This is a genomic window from Exiguobacterium sp. Leaf187, assembly GCF_001423925.1.
GTDB lineage: Bacteria > Bacillota > Bacilli > Exiguobacteriales > Exiguobacteriaceae > Exiguobacterium_A > Exiguobacterium_A indicum.
Genome location: NZ_LMPR01000002.1, coordinates 116,840 through 133,442 on the forward strand (window position 1 = coordinate 116,840; position 16,603 = coordinate 133,442).

The 16,603-nt window shown below is 37.9% G+C and carries 13 protein-coding genes and 2 pseudogenes; 6 read left to right on the forward strand and 9 right to left on the reverse strand.

What is annotated here, in order from left to right:
• Positions 1-284 precede the first annotated feature (284 nt).
• Positions 285-887: a phospholipase A2 family protein gene (locus tag ASF99_RS00600; protein ID WP_053451885.1), complete on the reverse strand. Its 603-nt coding sequence runs from the start codon at positions 885-887 to the stop codon at positions 285-287.
• Between the two features lie 105 nt (positions 888-992).
• Here ASF99_RS00600 and ASF99_RS00605 point away from each other — a divergent pair, with 105 nt between their 5' ends.
• Together ASF99_RS00605 and ASF99_RS00610 are read left to right on the forward strand one after the other, a co-directional pair.
• Positions 993-1,208 (forward strand): hypothetical protein, encoded by a 216-nt coding sequence (locus ASF99_RS00605; RefSeq protein ID WP_053451884.1) that lies wholly within the window; start codon positions 993-995, stop codon positions 1,206-1,208.
• A 237-nt stretch (positions 1,209-1,445) separates the two neighbouring features.
• On the forward strand, positions 1,446-2,426 hold the full coding sequence (locus tag ASF99_RS00610; protein WP_055966511.1) for a DNA/RNA non-specific endonuclease: 981 nt from the start codon (positions 1,446-1,448) through the stop codon (positions 2,424-2,426).
• A gap of 218 nt (positions 2,427-2,644) precedes the next feature.
• Here ASF99_RS00610 and ASF99_RS00615 read toward each other — a convergent pair whose 3' ends face one another.
• Genes ASF99_RS00615 through ASF99_RS17520 form a run of 3 tightly spaced genes read right to left on the reverse strand, consistent with a single transcriptional unit; the run spans position 2,645 to position 4,470 of the window.
• A complete protein-coding gene (locus tag ASF99_RS00615; protein WP_055966515.1) occupies positions 2,645-3,337 on the reverse strand; it encodes a S8 family peptidase in 693 nt (230 codons plus the stop codon).
• Positions 3,338-3,339: 2 nt separating this feature from the next.
• Positions 3,340-3,963, reverse strand: coding sequence for a DUF3885 domain-containing protein (locus tag ASF99_RS00620; RefSeq protein WP_053451881.1), 624 nt, complete (start codon positions 3,961-3,963; stop codon positions 3,340-3,342).
• A gap of 21 nt (positions 3,964-3,984) precedes the next feature.
• Positions 3,985-4,470: an SAR2788 family putative toxin gene (locus ASF99_RS17520; protein ID WP_268761033.1), complete on the reverse strand. Its 486-nt coding sequence runs from the start codon at positions 4,468-4,470 to the stop codon at positions 3,985-3,987.
• Positions 4,471-4,670: 200 nt separating this feature from the next.
• Here ASF99_RS17520 and ASF99_RS17020 point away from each other — a divergent pair.
• Together ASF99_RS17020 and ASF99_RS00640 are read left to right on the forward strand one after the other, a co-directional pair.
• A protein-coding gene (locus tag ASF99_RS17020) for an IS3 family transposase (protein ID WP_423752126.1) occupies positions 4,671-5,998 on the forward strand; the annotation gives its coding sequence in 2 pieces (ribosomal slippage) (positions 4,671-5,049 and positions 5,049-5,998; 1,329 coding nt in all).
• Positions 5,999-6,541: 543 nt separating this feature from the next.
• Entirely contained in the window at positions 6,542-6,988 is a 447-nt protein-coding gene (locus tag ASF99_RS00640) for a DUF2975 domain-containing protein (RefSeq protein WP_055966524.1), read from the forward strand.
• Positions 6,989-7,242: 254 nt separating this feature from the next.
• Here the strand turns inward: ASF99_RS00640 and ASF99_RS00645 are convergent, their stop codons facing one another.
• The 3 genes and pseudogenes from ASF99_RS00645 to ASF99_RS17030 form a co-directional block, all read right to left on the reverse strand.
• Positions 7,243-8,811, reverse strand: coding sequence for a sensor domain-containing diguanylate cyclase (locus tag ASF99_RS00645; RefSeq protein WP_055966528.1), 1,569 nt, complete (start codon positions 8,809-8,811; stop codon positions 7,243-7,245).
• 1,142 nt (positions 8,812-9,953) lie between these two features.
• The gene (locus ASF99_RS17025; protein ID WP_075643078.1) at positions 9,954-10,271 is read right to left on the reverse strand and encodes a putative quinol monooxygenase; all 318 of its coding nucleotides are present in this window, start codon (positions 10,269-10,271) and stop codon (positions 9,954-9,956) included.
• Positions 10,272-10,774: 503 nt separating this feature from the next.
• Positions 10,775-11,399 (reverse strand): annotated as a pseudogene (locus ASF99_RS17030) (beta-ketoacyl-[acyl-carrier-protein] synthase family protein); the annotation flags it as partial.
• 544 nt (positions 11,400-11,943) lie between these two features.
• On the opposite strand from ASF99_RS17030, the gene ASF99_RS00655 reads away from it, so the two are divergent.
• Together ASF99_RS00655 and ASF99_RS00660 are read left to right on the forward strand one after the other, a co-directional pair.
• Positions 11,944-12,927, forward strand: a complete 984-nt coding sequence (locus ASF99_RS00655) for a ketoacyl-ACP synthase III (protein WP_055966547.1) — start codon at positions 11,944-11,946, stop codon at positions 12,925-12,927.
• 141 nt (positions 12,928-13,068) lie between these two features.
• Positions 13,069-14,223, forward strand: a pseudogene (locus ASF99_RS00660) (IS3 family transposase).
• A gap of 59 nt (positions 14,224-14,282) precedes the next feature.
• On the opposite strand, the gene ASF99_RS00665 reads toward ASF99_RS00660, so the two are convergent.
• Both ASF99_RS00665 and ASF99_RS17525 read right to left on the reverse strand, forming a co-directional pair.
• Complete coding sequence (locus tag ASF99_RS00665; RefSeq protein ID WP_055966529.1) at positions 14,283-15,575, reverse strand: globin-coupled sensor protein; 1,293 nt, start codon at positions 15,573-15,575, stop codon at positions 14,283-14,285.
• A gap of 251 nt (positions 15,576-15,826) precedes the next feature.
• The coding region (locus tag ASF99_RS17525; protein ID WP_235515854.1) for an MFS transporter at positions 15,827-16,603 on the reverse strand (777 nt) is incomplete at its 5' end.

Below are 16,603 nucleotides of genomic sequence, written 5' to 3' on the forward strand. Positions count from 1 at the left end.
ACGCTCTGTTCCATACCTTTGAAATGATGGCTATAGTGATAAATAAATTGTTACAAACCAGATATGTAAGAAAAGAGTATACATAAAAATAGTTATTTCAATAAGATTTCTGAATTATTTCATTATAGTTAAATCCTTTACATAAAAGGATTTAAATGAGAGAGTAAGGATATTCCTGCGTTTACCTTTTTATAAAAAACATATTGATGTTTTTTGAACTTGTATGATTAATTTAGGAATAAAAAAAGAAGAAACGATTAAATCGTTTCTTCAAAATATCTGTATTAGGTATTTTTCGAGAAAATCTTAAGTGCTCCTCGTGCATAAATACCTTTATATGAAGTAATCGATGTTTTTTGGACAATTGGAAGTAATTTCGAGACAAAAGCAATGTTACATTTTTTATTCTTTTCAGAAACATTGAACATACCAAGGAAGCATGCATCATGCGCCTTACAAGCTCTGTCTAGGTCATCAATAGCAGTGCCGCCTTTGTTTCCTTTACCACAGTATTTACCGTAGTTACCGATTGGTAAATCAAAAGCATATGTAGTAATTGTTCCTGGGGAAACTGTTTTGTTTTCCGAGGCGCTAATTTCATTAGTCATACGCATAACAGCTAGAAATTCTTCCGAAACACCGTTTGCTTCAGCAGCTGCTACATCGATAGTTGAATATCCTTTCTCATCTGTCACCGTATACTTATCCATTTCTTTAAACAAATCAAGCGTTTCTTGATCTAAGTCTTTTAACAATTCAGATGAATCCGTACTTTCTTCTGGTTCATCAAAAATCAATGGACTAGATGCTCCAACACTTTGTGTTGTAATAGTGAAGATGAACAGGACAGCAAATAACAAAAAACCTTTTTTGAAAAAATTAAACATTTTATTCCTCCTTTAGTAATAAAAACCATTTTACAATTAGTACTATATAACAAAAAAGGAGAAAAAACAATTTTTCAGAAAAGATAAAAAAAGGAGTTTTTTCATATGGATTTTTTATATTTACTTAAAGAACGTTTTCTTCCTCTCTCATTGATGGCGATAATACCGATTATTAGCGTTATATTACTTATTGCTATTTGGAAGAAAAAAGATCAAGTTTCTAAAATGATGTTAACTTTTGTTACTGTAATTTCATTAATATTGCTTATTTCTTCTCTAGTTCTTATGCTTTTCACTTTAGTAATCGGATACAATTCTTAATATTAATCTTAAAAATTCTCATTATGAGAACTTATTTAAGAGCATTTCTAACATTAGATTTTAAGACTCCGAATTTCTTTACCGGAGTCTTTTTTACTGTAATACGAATTTTCTATTTTTATTTCTACATTCCTAAAATTTTATACAAATCTTTTCTAGTCATATTTTTCTAGATATCCCTATAAAAATATGGATTTATTTTCATTAATTAGATTTTTTCGAAGGAGCAAATATACCATGCATTTTTCATATATAACGATTCCACTCGCCGTCCTATTGATGACAGGATGCACGGATACGGAAACGACCTCGCCTACAGAGCAAGCGACGCAGCAGGAAGACACGACTACACAAAAGACCGATGCGACGAAGGACGCCGATCAACATCCTGAAAAAAAGGCGGATACTCGTACAGTCAAGCAGTCAAAGGATACGAAGGCATCAACGGAATCAAAAACACCAACTGCAAAAGATTCTTTCACAGGATATAAGAAAATTACGGTCGACGGAGGAGATCTTTCCGGTAGTCGTCAGGCGAACGTTGTCGTCGACATTGGATTCGGTGACCGGAAGTACTGGGCGTTCACGAATGAGCACGGACAGCTGGTCCGCGTCATCGCGAAGAAGATTACACTCCAGAATGATGAGACGGAAGACGTCACGCGTGACGGACGCTACTACTCGGACGAGGCGAAAGTGCCTGGAGTCGAACGTCCGGATCTTGATGAAGGACATATCATTGCCGATTCGCTCGGTGGCGTCTCGAACGCCTACAACATCACTCCGCAGGACAGTACACTGAATCGTCATGGGGACCAGGCGTACATGGAGGACGTCATCCGCAAGGCGGGTGGCGCGACGAACTTCGAAGCGCAGATCACCTATCCGGATACATCGACGATGATTCCGTCCGCATATCAGTATACCTATACGGTCCGTGGAAACACTGTCGTCGACCGGTTCAAGAACGGCAATCCGGACGAGACGAATGCTGCACTCGGTCTGACGAAGAAAAAGAAGACGAAAACAGAAGCGACAGCGAAGTCGACTCCAGATACCGCAAAGACCGAAGACGTCTCGCGCGTCGATACCGACGGCAATGGTCAGGTGACAATCCAGGAAGCGAAAGATGCCGGCTACGCGATGCCAATCACGGAGAAGCACTGGCTGTATCAATATATGCGGGACAACGACCATGACGGCATGGTCGGAGAATAAATCTCCCATCCAATCGAATAGCAAAATATACTGAAGCAGTGACGAGATACTCGTCGCTGCCTTTTTCCGTTCTCATAAACGATGGAATTGATGCGATGTCGAAAAATCATATTGAAAACACCAGTATTAATAATCGTCACTGATGGACAAATACAGCACATAAAAAAAGAAGGTAGCTAAAATACCTACCTCCTTCATTCATGCCACAAAGCTATTCATCATTTATCTTTTCTTTTTACAGCATCCAGATAGACACGCTCCCGTGTCCGCTCTCCAATTGCTAAGATATTGACGACATCTTCAACCTCCTGCTCGACTTCGCGTCCGTCTGAGATTTTTATATTTCCTGCTGAAGCAATAACGATTTTATGCTCAGACAACAGTATATTAATCATTTCCTTTAATTCCGGATAATCTTTTATGAAGCCAAAACTGATATTGACGATGTCTACGTTATTGCTTAATGCCCATCGAAGTCCTTCAATTACATCTTTAACCTCGCCCACACCTTGTGAATCCAAAACTTTGACGTCATATATCTCAACATTTTGAGAAATTCCAACTATACCGACATCATTATCATTTGCTGTAATGATTCCGGCGACGTTTGTTCCATGACCAAAATCATCTTGAGTTGGTTTAGTCTTATTGACAGCGTTAAATGACTTAACCACTTTATTTTGAAGATCTTCGTGTTCTCTATTAATTCCGCTATCTAATATAGCAACTTTAATTTTTTTCTTTCTTACTGCAGTGTCGTACCCAATATAATTCGAACCCCAGCCTATGATTTGCTTTTCCGTCAAAGGATTTTCATCAATAGTTTTGTCTTTACTGATGGTATTTATCATCAAAATAATGACTAGAGCAATTAAAATTGAACCACACAAGATAATGCCTATTTTTTGCATTTTCAATAAGTATCATCAAAGATATTATCTTTGTAGACATTTCTAAAACCATTCAATTCATCTTCATCACTAAAAAGAACGAAGCAACCTCGATCATCGAAAATATTCAATATAATGTTTCGATCTACGTTCACAAAAAATACTTCGGGATAGTACGTATATTTATGACGGAGCCTAGGTTGTAGGTCTTTAAAATCTTGATTACAAATAGCTTTGATTAACATCCTGTAATCTAGAGCATCTTTGCTTGGTAAGAGAACCGCATATTGGATAATTTTTTCTTCTTCGTTAATCACCTTTTTTTTATATTCCATCTTATATTTATCATTTTTATGCTTCAAATGATGAAATACTTTTGTAGCCGTCTTTTGAGCAAAATTTAACTCACTCCTGACATGTGTCACTAAATAAAATTGCTCTTCTTCTCGAAAAATATCTTCAAATAAGGCAATTGATTTTTCATAGACGCTATGAAAGTAATCAAAATTGATGTCATCCGAACCGTCTTTCAGTTGGTAGAGATTTTTTTCTAACTCAAGGCGTATTGATAATTCTTTTCCGACAAAAGAATCTTCAAATAAAGTTACATTCTGAAACTCTGTTTGTAAATATCGTTCTAGTTTCATTTAAATTCTCCTTTATCACTTTTATTTTCTTAATACTTTCCCGCTCTTATCTAATGTGGCGATACGCTTACCTGCCTTGTTCATCAACTTCCAGTAGCTTCCACCATGAGCATTATCTTTACCGACATCTCTAGAAATACTCCAACCTGATTTAGGATCTTTTTTTGTTTGCGATCCTTTTATCTTCTGCGTAAACAATTTGATTATAACTCCATCATCATCCAATAATGATTTTTTAATATTTTTAGCTGCCTCATGTGCGGAAGACTTAAGCACAGCTTTTACGACATCGTCACCATATTTCTTTATGGCCCACGTGACACCATACCTAGCAATTTGTACTGCTACTACTATCAAAGGTACTGCAGAAGAATTTGCAACCTTCGTATCAAATGAATATTCTTCATTTGTCTTTCGATTGACGAATTTTCCACCGAAATCCTCATCCTCAATGTAAGTCAGAAATACTTCAAAATCTACGTCAATGCTCTCGTTTTCTTCTTGTATTTCACTATTTTTTTACATACTTGTTTCGCTCACTATTATAAAAAAACATGTCAAATAAGATTATACGAAATACTTCTCAGATCGTCTTTTTGAACTGAACCCTGAATGGTGGACACTTGATAAAAGACCCCATTCGGGGTTTTTTGTGTTTAAAGATATCGATATACTGTACCTATTCAATTTAGACGGGAGAACTATTCATGAACAGACGCACCTTCAATCCAGATCAAATCAGACAACTTGAAGCGAATCTTCACGTAGCCTCTATATCAGATCGTACGATTCAATACAAAGGAGAATTTAAGATTCACGTTGTACGTGAGAATTTAGCTGGTAAGCGACCAATACAAATCTTTGAGGAAAGCGGCTTTGACCTGGACATGATCGGTAAGCAAACGCCGAACGAAGCGCTGAAACGGTGGCGGAAGACATATCGCATTTATGGAGAAAAAGGACTCTTGAATGAGAGACATGGAAAATCTAATCTTGGAGGTCGACCGAAAAAAGATGATTCCGTCGAACGACGACTTGCGAGAGCTGAAGCACGAATCAAGTACCTCACAGCGGAGAATGAATTACTAAAAAAGCTAGAAGCTCTCGAAAGAGAGGCGAAGTACCGAAACTAACGGCATCTGAACGCTATCAGGCAATCAATATTGTCTTACGAAAACAATCGTCGAGTCGGTTCGTGACGGATCTATGTATGCTCGCTGAAGTGAGCCGCAGCGTTTATTACGCCTGGCTCGCACGTACAGATAGTGTTTCCCTTCGGGAAGAACGCAACTATGCGGACTACCTCCTTCTGAAATATGTTCATGATCGTCATAAGGGAAAAATCGGCTATCGTGGTCTTTACATGGAGATGCTTGATCTTATCGGGGGGCCGATGAATCATAAACGTATTTTGCGTATCATGAGGAAGTTTGGAATCGTGACGAAAATCCGTAGGCAGAACGCCTACCGTAAAATCGCTAAAGCGACATATGAACATAAGACTGTACCAAATCACTTGAACCGTCGGTTCAATCAGCAAGAGCCTGGTAAAGTATTCGTCACAGACATCACTTATCTCCGTATTGGATCTGGCCAAACTGTTTATCTTTCTTGTGTGAAGGATATCGCTACACGTGAAATTATGGCACATCATGTATCTAAAAGCCTCCATATGGAACTCGTCCTTCATACAACGAATAAACTCGCAGAACGACTTCAAGGGAATGTACACCCGGAAGCCATGATACATTCCGATCAAGGATTCCATTATACGCATCCTGCTTATCTAACACGCATCCGTGAGATGGGAATGCTTCAATCCATGTCTCGTAGAGGAAACTGCCTGGATAATGCCCCGATGGAATCGTTCTTTGGGCACTTGAAAGATTATGTCGATTATAAATTAGCATCTGACCTCGATGAGGTCTGTGCCATGGTCGATGCTTACATTGATTATTACAATAGCGAACGAAGACAATGGAAACTACAAAAGATGACTCCGGTACAATACCGAAGCCATCTCATAGCAGCTTAAAACGTTAAGGGTACTTTTATTAAACTGTCCAAACTGTAGGGTTCAGTTCAGCAGTAAGAAAGCAGCTATGAAAATCAGGGATCCTTGAAATACTAGATAATGCCAAATAGCAGTTCCTTTAAATTTAAACGAAAACCAATGCATGAACGCATATAGGATAAAAATAGATGTAAACAATACACTTTCTAAGAATTTAATTTGATTAATAAACTGTAGAAATAAAGCTACTATATAAACTAGAAGGATCCAAAATATTATGGGTGAAATACAAAGTAAAAAAGAAACTAGGAATTTAGTATTCGTGGTCATTTTTGATAATCAACTTTCGTGAGTGATTTTTCGATCACCGCTACGTAATATAGAAATCAAAATCATCTTGTTATTGCTGGTTTAACCTATTTTAAATAGAATTTTATCTGATATTATTTATCACTATTTTATTATTACTTATGTGAAATCAGTCTGAAGTCTAAAGTAATATTTTCTATTTAATCGTACACTTTGCTTTTATTGAAGAATCATATGGAAAGTAGGAATGCTAAAATGAATCCTCCAAAAATAAGTATTTTGTTACTACGAACATGTCTTTTTGCATTTTTTCTTGGTCTTCTAGGTTTAGCAATTTATGGATCATTTACACTGTTTAAAGGTTTATCAAATGGAGTTATTTTTGAGAAACCAGGATACGTAGTGTTAATGGTTGCTTATATTGCTCTCATACCTTTGTTAACTTCTATCTTTCATGGTTTCCGCATTTTGAACGCATTTGCAAAGGACTTTGACTCAGCGTCTTCTATTTCTTCATCGTTAAATATTATTAAAAATTCGTTCCTCGTTATTGCTGTTTTAGCCGCCTGTATTCTACCAGTCTTCTTTTATATTGGTCAGGCAGACGATGCTCCTGGAGTAGTCCTTTTAGGGATTACTATCGTCATCATCCCATTAGCAATCAGTGCTGTTTTTCGATGCCTTCAATACGTTTTAAAATAATGCACTCCTTTGTAAGCTAAACAAGTAGATAATTAATTTAGAAAAGATTATGAATTATGAATTACGTAGTGAAAAGCATTCTTTTTTAGAGATAATTAGGCTGACAACAAATTAAGGAATAAGAGTTTTTGTAAATAGGTGTATGCATTTCGATATTGAAATGCATACACCTATTTTAGACAATAATCTGTTAACTTTTTAATTAATAAGTGAGGCTGGAGACATCTTTTATTCTTTCATAAAATTTCTAGTTTTTATGAAATGTATTTTTTACCTTCAATAATAAAGACGGTTTCTACACGGTTACGTCCTTTTCTCTTTGCTTTATATAATTGTTGATCCACATCATTATAGAAATGGGAAACATCATAAGAGTCAGAACCTAAATAACCAGCTCCAATGGAGACCGTTATTCGTTGCGGTAATGAGAAGTCTGTCTGTTCTACGGAATGACGCAGATGTTCAGAAAAAGCAATAATGTCATCAGGTGATGTTTCTTGAAGAATTATCGCGAACTCTTCTCCACCAATTCGAATAGGTAAACCTGAATGGGGAGTGACAGAAGAAATCAGTTTAGCGAGTTTTATCAACACTTGATCTCCCTTCACGTGTCCATACGTATCGTTGATGCTTTTAAACCGATCAATATCAAGCAATACATAACCAAAAGACTCTTCGTTATCTCGTATCATTTGAATCAATTGATTCAATCGTCGTCGATTTGCAAGACCCGTCATTGGATCTGTTACTGCCATTTCTTCAAAATCTCGTAACATGACCTGTTGGTTTTCTGCAAACGAGAGAATCATAGCTCGAATATTTTCAGCTTCCCGATAGGGGGAGTTTAAACCTCTCGTTTCTTGTATGACTTCACCTATCGGTTTTTTATAATCGAGTAATGAAAGGCGATTCAACGGTTTTGTAATAAAGATAATCAATCCAATCAAGACAAGAAATGAAATCAAAATCAATGGAAACCCAATAGTGGCTGCTTTGATTGCTGTCAGTTGAGCAGGAGCCAATGCTTTTGATACAGGTGTCATCGAAATGATTCTCCAATCATTTTGAGGAACTGTTGTATATCCAGCAAATATTTGTTCCCCTGTCTGATCCACTATCGTTCCTTTATCAGGTCTTCCTTTATCAAGATTAATGGTAGCTTGGTTTTTATGTGCCTTTGTCCCGATCCAACCGCGTTTCTTATGATAGATGTAGGTACCGGTCGAGTCATAGACGCCTACATCGTATTTATCATTGCCGTAAGTTTCCTCGAGAAGATGAGTCAAAAAATTTTTTTCACGCAACCAGACTAATCCATTGAGCATACCGTAATATTTCCCATCCTTATAGAGTGCTGTCGAAACTATTAACATCAGTTTCTGATTTTTCCCGATATAAGGGCTCGAAGTAAAGTTTCGCTTCAATCGCAATCCTAGTCGTACACCTTCCGTATCCACCTTAGTTCCCATAAGCTTTAAGTCAGGAGTATTTGCTTTTCCAATACCATTTTTATCGATGATCGCAATCGAGTTGAAATTAGAATTAGATTTTTTCAAAGTTTGTGTAAGTTCGTTCAATTTTTGGGGATTATCCCAATTGGATAGGATAGTTTCATGATGTGCAAGTAATGTTTGCTCCATTAGTAGAAATGTATCATTAGTTAGAGCACTTAACTTCTTAGCATTTGAATAGTTTTCGTTTATCGTATTTTCCTTCAGCGTTTGTCGGTTAACATAGTAACTCGTAGCAAAAATAGAGATTAATACTACAATCATAGTTACCATTGTTACGGTAATGACCCAAAACTTAAGCGGTAGCTTCATTCAGTGTAGATCCTTCCTTTTTTATAACCATAATGTTACATAAATTATACCAAAAGAAAGAATGGTAACTTCATCTAGAAGATGTTTTAATATTTTTATTTATAATAAATGTGAAAGCGTAGACAAAAAATATTTTAAGTAGAAATGCCCTACAATTTACTCTTTTTACATATTTTCCTGATAAAATAAAAATACACGGTGGACATTCTTTTGAACACCAGGTATTCCGTCATATACGTCGGTCCATAAAGCCTTTAAACGATGCTCTCATTTCTTATCACAGCTGACTTAGATCACCTACTCCGTTTCCTAGTTTTTCCTTTACTATAGTGACCTCTAGTATTATTGCTGTGACTTTCTTTCGATGTCATTTTTGTAAATTATTTTTTTCAATTGTTAAAGTATGTATTCATATTAAAAGTAGGTCTCTTTTTACTTATTAGAGATATCTTTTTTGATTATCTCTTTAGAATGGAGGAACTATGAAACACTTACGATGGGGCTTATATCTTCTAACTATTTTTTTATTTTTATTTATTTATAATTCGTTTTTTAATTATGAATTCGTCCTGTTCATTTCGACTTTTTTGTCTATCCACGTCATGCATTTTTGTGTATTCTTCAGTTTTCTGCTCACTTTTTGTTCTATCCTATTAATGATGAAAATTAGCTCATCGAATGATAGTAAAGCCGTTATCGGTATATTAATTACTCTCGTTTTGAATTTATCGTTTCTACTTATTACAGGAATCATCGATTTTATCGGATCGTGGCTGACTTAACAATATTGCTATACATGTTAAAGATAAACATGGGAACTATAAAAGATGACTCCGATACAAAACGGAAGTCATCTTCATGCAAGCTTTAGCCAATTAAGGTGGTTGTATTAAACTGTTCAAATACTAGGACTTAGAAAAAAATCGAGACGTTATTGGTTTGCATTTAATTTAATACGTTTATTCTAGCATTCATTTATTTAATACAAAGTTGATATCCACTCCCCTTTTATATTTTTAGTCAACCATCACATTAAATTTCTTAAAGTAGTATGTATCTTTAAGCTTTCCTTTGCTTATAAAAATTCATCATATAATTGTAAGGAATTATCTCGCACCTTTTAATAGTTATCTATTGAAAGATCATTTGTTTATTAAAAGACCTTTCCCACCTTTTGTTTGCAGCGTGTTTACTCTCTCTACGTTTTCAAGAAGAGGCTTTGCCTTTTGAATCAAAGTTTGAGTGACTGCTAGATTTAAAGATGCTTTATGGGATGTTTCATTCGACCATACTTCGTATACATAAACTACATTTGCTTCCTCATCAGAAACACTTACAACATAAATTTCACATTCCTCTAATTTTTCCATTGATCGAGAGGCATTTAAAAGGGTATCAACCATTTCTTCTCTTTTATTTTCTGATACAAAGAACTTAGTAAATAAACAGTACTTAGACATATATATCCTCCTTTTAGATTCGAGATATTATTATACTTTTAAAACCCTACATACTTGTATTAGTCTTTAGGTCTTTAAGTCTTTACCTCTTTCTCCACATCATGGTTTATTATTTGTAAAAAAAATGATTAATTAAATCAAAATTTTAGTTAAGCTCCTTATTCTCAAATTATGTTCAAAATCCTTCTATACTTATAGAAAAAATAATTTCCGTTACTTTTTTCGTCTACTACTGAAATTTATGAAAAACACCTAAATCTTATTACACAAGATAAGACCGTTCCGAAGAAAAACACGTATCCTAAAAAAGGTCTTTCATGATAACTGCATGTTTCTGAATTCTTTTTTATCAACACATATTTCCTCTAACTTTTTATATAAAAACAAAGAGTGTAGACATTTCGATGTCGAAATGTCTACACTCTTTGTTCAGTGAGTATTCGATTACTGATTTGATTACTGACTTCTTTGTCTAAATCTGATGTCTTATTTTTATTCCATATATTTTTCACACCGATTGCTGCGTTATGACCACCGAATCCAAAAGAATTGGATAATCCGTACTCTAATTCCACCGAACGAGCCCCTTCTGCCACATAATCCAGGTCACACATAGGATCTTTGACTTCAAGATTAATCGTCGGTGGAATGATTCCTTCCTGTAAACATTTCGCAAGTGCGATCGCTTCCGATCCACCGGGAGTGCGTTCGCATGTTCCTCAAACAATTTTTTAATCGTACGTATCTCGGACTGATCACCGACGATCGTACTCGTCGCATGCGGACTGATTACATCGATGTCATTCGTCTCGATTCCTTACATGTTGCACGGCACGTTTCATGGCGAGGTATGCTCCTCGCCACTATATGATAAGCATCTGAACTTACCCCGTAACCGACGAGTTCTGCATAGATGGACGCACCTCATTGCTTCGCGCGTGATAACGATTCTAGTATCAAGATGCCTGCATCCTCCGACATCACGAAGCCATCACGTGTCGCGTCAAAAGGGCGACTCGCTTTTGCAAGTGATTTGTTTTTTGTAGACAATGCTGTCCTTGCTATAGGCAATTCCGCGATGCCCGCTTCCATCCCATCAGCGAATGCAGCATCAGCTGAAAGTGCTCGAGGATCTACAAGTATGAGTCTTGACCTATCCTTACAGCGATGTTAGTAGCTATATAGACTAATTAGGGTAAAAACGTTATAAAAGTAAGCGGTGACCCATAAAGTTCCGGACTACTTCATGAAGAGGGTTGTTTCCCCTCTTTTTTTACATGTAGTGCTGATGTTTTCGAGTATAGATAAGAAATGTTATCTTCATTAAAACTACTGAAATTAATTGGATTATCGGTAAAATTAATAATAAACGAATGATTTCGACGTCGAACCGTATACACTCATTATTAATTTATTCGTTTCATCAAAATAATGTCAGGGTTACAATCAATAATAAAATGTGTGAGAGTATTTTATACAAATATTTTTGTTTACAATCTTTCTATTTACTATAATTCAGGTTTTTTACGTAAACAGCTTTTTTCCTTCTAACTACATTTTTTACAATAATAAAGAAGTCTTAAGGTCTAAAAGTTCTGTTTAGTATCTAATACTAGGAACTAGTGATAATATGGCAATCGAGAGTACATTATCGTATCGAGAAGTGAAGAAAATGGTTGTTTCTAAAGCTCAGATCACTGCAATTGGTTCCTACGTCCCTAAAAACAAATTAACCAATATGGATTTAGAAAGTATGGTAGAAACAAATGATGAATGGATTGTACAACGCACCGGTATTAAAGAGAGAAGAATAGCGAATAAAGATGAGTATACAAGTGATATTGCTTATCAAGCTGTACTAAATCTGAAAGAGCGCTACAAGAAGTCGATAGAAGATGTAGATATGATTATCGTCTGCACCCTGACACCTGATTTTAAAACGCCAAGTGTCGCTTCCCTTGTTCAAGCAAAATTAGGTATATTACATGCGGGTGCCATTGACTTAAATGCCGCATGCGCTGGTTTTGCGTATGGATTACATATGGCAAATGCTTTAATCAGCTCTGGATTGCATAAGAAGGTACTCGTTATTGGTGCTGAAACGCTTTCTAAAGTCACTGATTATACTGATCGTAATACCTGTATTTTATTTGGTGATGGTGGTGGAGCAGCACTGGTCGAATTCGACGAAAACCATTCAAGTTTTATTTCTTCACATCTCATTTCTGAAGGAGAAAAAGCAAAGAGCTTATATTGTTTTAATCTATCCGATCAAATATTTAAAGACGAAATATTAGACAGTAAAAAGATTGTTCAAAACGGTAGAGAAGTTTACAAGTGGGCAGTCAGTACCGTGCCTAAAGGAATGAAACATGTTGTCGAAAAAGGGGCGACTTCCTTAGAGCAAGTCGATTGGTTTATACCGCATAGTGCTAATCTCAGAATGATTGATTCGATCTGTGAAAAAAGCGGATTTCCTTTGGAGCAAACTCTGTATAGCTTGGTCGACTACGGAAATACTTCTTCTGCAACCATTCCTTTATCATTAGACAAAGGAATTAAAGAAGGAAAGATCAAGTCGGGTGACCGTATCCTCTTATATGGATTTGGGGGCGGACTGACTCAAGCTGGTTTACTGTTAGAATGGACTCTGTAAAATCGTAAATTAACACTAAAGCACCCACATTTCAATAATGAACTGCCCCATAAAAGTTGGACATAAAAATCCAACTTTTATGGGGTGTTTTTTATGGTCAAATATACAAAGGCGTTTAAAGTCTAGGTCGCTGAGTGTTATCTGACAGGACGAGAAGGATACCGAGGTGTAGCGATAGAATTCGGGATAGCACGTGAACTGATCCGTGAGTGGTCGCGTCTCTATGAGCGTTGGGGGGAAGCGATCTTCGATCCTTCCTATACAAGCCACTCGCTGGCATTTAAACTGGAGGTATTAAACGACATGGTGACCAACGGACTGTCCTACATAGAGGCGGCCGTAAAGTACCGAATTTCCTCCCCAGGGACGATTTCGAGATGGAGAACGCTGCGTTAAAAAAATTGAAAGCCTTGGTTCAAGAAGAGAATGCGCGACGAACCGGATCAAGCCACAAGTAATCGACGAATTGCGGTCAGTCTATCCCGTTCCGGGACTCCTTCGCGTGCTCGGTATGGCACGAAGCGTCTATTACTATTGGCGGACGCGCCTGACGGGTGAGGGCAAGTATTCGAAGGTGAAGACAGCTATCCATACCCTCTTCCACGAACACAAGGGACGATGTGGCTATCGTCGCATCCACGCACTTCTCGAACGCCAAGGCTTCCGGCAAGACCGAAGACCGTACGCCGTCTAATGAATGAGCTCGGTCTAAAATGTCTCGTCCGTATGAAGCGATACCGCTCCTATAAAGGACGGGTCGGAAAGGTCGCACCGAATCTTCTCCAACGTGACTTCAAGGCCACCGGCCTGAACCAGAAATGGGTGACTGACGTCACTGAGTTTCACCTGTTCGGGGAGAAGCTCTACCTCTCGCCGATGATGGACTTGGGAAACCGTGAGATCATTGCTTATACCCTATCGGACCGCCCTACCTATCAATTCGTTGGTGAAATGTTGGATCAGGCAATCGGGAAGCTCGACGGGAAAGCTCGACCGATTCTGCATTCCGACCAAGGGTGGCATTATCAATATCGAGCGTTCGTCGGTACGCTTCACGAGCACGGCATTACGCAAAGCATGTCCCGTAAGGGCAACTGCCTCGACAACGCAGCCATCGAAAGCTTCTTCGCTGTGCTCAAGTCAGAGCTCCTGTATCTCAAGGAGTTCGATGACATGGACCACTTCAAATGTGAGCTCGAGCGTTACATCGAGTACTATAACCATCGTCGTATCAAGGGACGACTAAAAAACCTGAGCCCAGTGGAATACCGGACTCAGGTCCTCAAGGTCGCCTGACAAATTATTTATTGTCTAACCTTTTTGGTTCAGTTCATAAATACTAGGAGATGTTGATCTTATATCGAAGCTGCGACTTCTTGTAAATTGTCTGCTGTTTCGGCAATTGAATCGGCGATGCGGCGCATCCCTTCGATTGTTCCGGCGACATCACTTGTATCTGACGATAACTCGCGTACTTGTCGTGAGACAACTTCTGTCTGTTCGGAGATTCTAGAGAATACGTGGACGATTTCTTGCATTTCAGTCGTCGTCTGAACCACTGCGCTTTCTGTCTCCCCCATTCGTTTCGACACAACCAGCATTTTTTGTGTGATTTCCTGTGCGATACGTGATGTCTCTGCTGCTGATTGTTTACTTTCTTCTGCCAACTTTCGTACCTCCTGAGCAACGACCGTGAATCCTCTTCCCATCTCACCTGCGCGCGCAGCTTCAATTGAAGCGTTCAAGCTCAGTAAATTTGTTTGGTCCGAAATCGTCGTTACCATCCCAGCAATTCGTTCGATTTCTTCGGATAGCCGAGATAGCTCTGCGACCTGTTCGGTTGTCTGTGTCAGGTCATGAACAACATCTTGAAAATGATGCGTTTTTTCTTCGACCAATGTCACTCCATCTTCTGCCTCCACAACTGCTTTTGTTAAACGATCTGAAATTGTGTCGGTTGTCAGTGAGACGCGTTTCGCATGCTGCTCGATTTCTTGAAAATTCGCTGATGATTCTTCACTCATCGCCGCTAATCCCTCAATTGATCGTTGAACACCCTCACCAACTTGACGCTTTGCTAATTCAATTGCTTGTCGCTCTTCTTCAACTTGCCCTTCATACATCGTCATGACGATTTGCTGTTCTAGATTGAACAGTTTACTCGCAGAACGCATAATACGAATACGCTCAGCTTCTGGCCAGTCACTATTTTCAATTTTATCGCTTAGCACATTCCATACTTTTTGGAAAGCAGCAACATACCATTTAGTCTGTAGACCTATCTGTACATGGCGATCTGCGATCCGACGACGAGCTTCTATGTAGTCCATCGTCACTTTTCCTTCAAACATTTGAAGAATGTGTCGAGAGAGCGTTCCTTTTAATCGTTCGAGAGTCGAATGATGCTCAATCAAACGACGTAAAGAAGGAATCCGAATTAGCTCTTCATAGAACGCATCGACCATACTAGGCATCCAATGAGCTACATCCGTATAAATAACACGTACCATTTGTAAATCGAGGATGGTTAGATCAATTAAGTGAAGCTGTTCTTCCAAAGAACTCGGTACTTTCAGGATGGCATGCGTAGCTTCAGCTTCAATTAACGCATCAAAGGTTACTACTTTTGCTGTTTTAAACCATTTCATTTATTTCTCCCCTTCATTTCCAGTTAAACCTCGCCTCTTATATCGTCGTATTTTATTGGAATTTGAATGGGAGTTCAAAGAACGGTGTCTTTTTCTTTTTAAGATAAATTATTTCATTGTCGTTATAAGGATACTGCGATAATTGTATATTTCCCTTATCAAACCGATAACTATTGAAGTATTTTAAATTCCAAATCCTATTCTCGCTATTAATTGTAGTAACGTTTTTAATCATACTATCACCCTGATCTTCAGGCGGAAGAATACAGTCTAAATAATTGCAGATATAGACATGCACCAATGATAGCGAAAAGGAGAATGATAGTGAAGATACCGAGAGGTGCAATCCATCCTGATGCGTAGATGGCGAGAGGCGCCAGCGACTTACCAAGTGTGTTTTGAAGACTATCAGCAGCTAGATACTGACCTCTTGCCTCTTCAGGAGCATAATGACCGATGAAACTTTGTGTGACAGGTGTACGCATGATCTCACCTAACGTGAAGATGAGCGTACAGCCAAACAGAAACCAGATGTTGTTATTCCATCCGACTAAAAACGTACCTCCTCCTGCAAGTAGCGTCGACATGACAAAGAGACGTTTTTCTGACCAATGTTTGAGTCGATTCGTTACGGGAAGAATCAAGATGACAAACAAAAGACCATTAAAGCCTACCAACCACCCAAAAATGGATTGGCTCGTGAGCTGAAATGAATCCATCAGGTATGGTACAAGAGGTTGTGTAGGTACATTCTCTATCACATAGACTGGTAAGTAGAGATCGAGTTGCATCACTGGGAAGAGCGAACAAATTCCCGCAATCACGTATATCAGAAAAATACGATCTTTGAGAATAAATCGATAACCAGACCATTTAGATTGAAAGGCAGATTTAAGTGGGATTGTGACATCTTTTGGCTTGGAACGATCAGGTAAGGTTTCACTGACGATAAAATAGATCGTGATGAAGTAAAGGAACAGAACCGTTGCACAGGTCCATAATAACAGTTGACGATATTGAAAAAAAAA

What these genes read in the sequence shown, in the direction of transcription:
- ASF99_RS00615 (WP_055966515.1), bottom strand. Translation starts at nt 3,337, where the DNA reads ATGCAAAAAATAGGCATTATCTTGTGTGGTTCAATTTTAATTGCTCTA.
- ASF99_RS00620 (WP_053451881.1), bottom strand. Translation starts at nt 3,963, where the DNA reads ATGAAACTAGAACGATATTTACAAACAGAGTTTCAGAATGTAACTTTA.
- ASF99_RS00610 (WP_055966511.1), top strand. Translation starts at nt 1,446, where the DNA reads ATGCATTTTTCATATATAACGATTCCACTCGCCGTCCTATTGATGACA.
- ASF99_RS00605 (WP_053451884.1), top strand. Translation starts at nt 993, where the DNA reads ATGGATTTTTTATATTTACTTAAAGAACGTTTTCTTCCTCTCTCATTG.
- ASF99_RS00665 (WP_055966529.1), bottom strand. Translation starts at nt 15,575, where the DNA reads ATGAAATGGTTTAAAACAGCAAAAGTAGTAACCTTTGATGCGTTAATT.
- ASF99_RS00640 (WP_055966524.1), top strand. Translation starts at nt 6,542, where the DNA reads ATGAATCCTCCAAAAATAAGTATTTTGTTACTACGAACATGTCTTTTT.
- ASF99_RS00600 (WP_053451885.1), bottom strand. Translation starts at nt 887, where the DNA reads ATGTTTAATTTTTTCAAAAAAGGTTTTTTGTTATTTGCTGTCCTGTTC.
- ASF99_RS00655 (WP_055966547.1), top strand. Translation starts at nt 11,944, where the DNA reads ATGGTTGTTTCTAAAGCTCAGATCACTGCAATTGGTTCCTACGTCCCT.
- ASF99_RS00645 (WP_055966528.1), bottom strand. Translation starts at nt 8,811, where the DNA reads ATGAAGCTACCGCTTAAGTTTTGGGTCATTACCGTAACAATGGTAACT.
- ASF99_RS17025 (WP_075643078.1), bottom strand. Translation starts at nt 10,271, where the DNA reads ATGTCTAAGTACTGTTTATTTACTAAGTTCTTTGTATCAGAAAATAAA.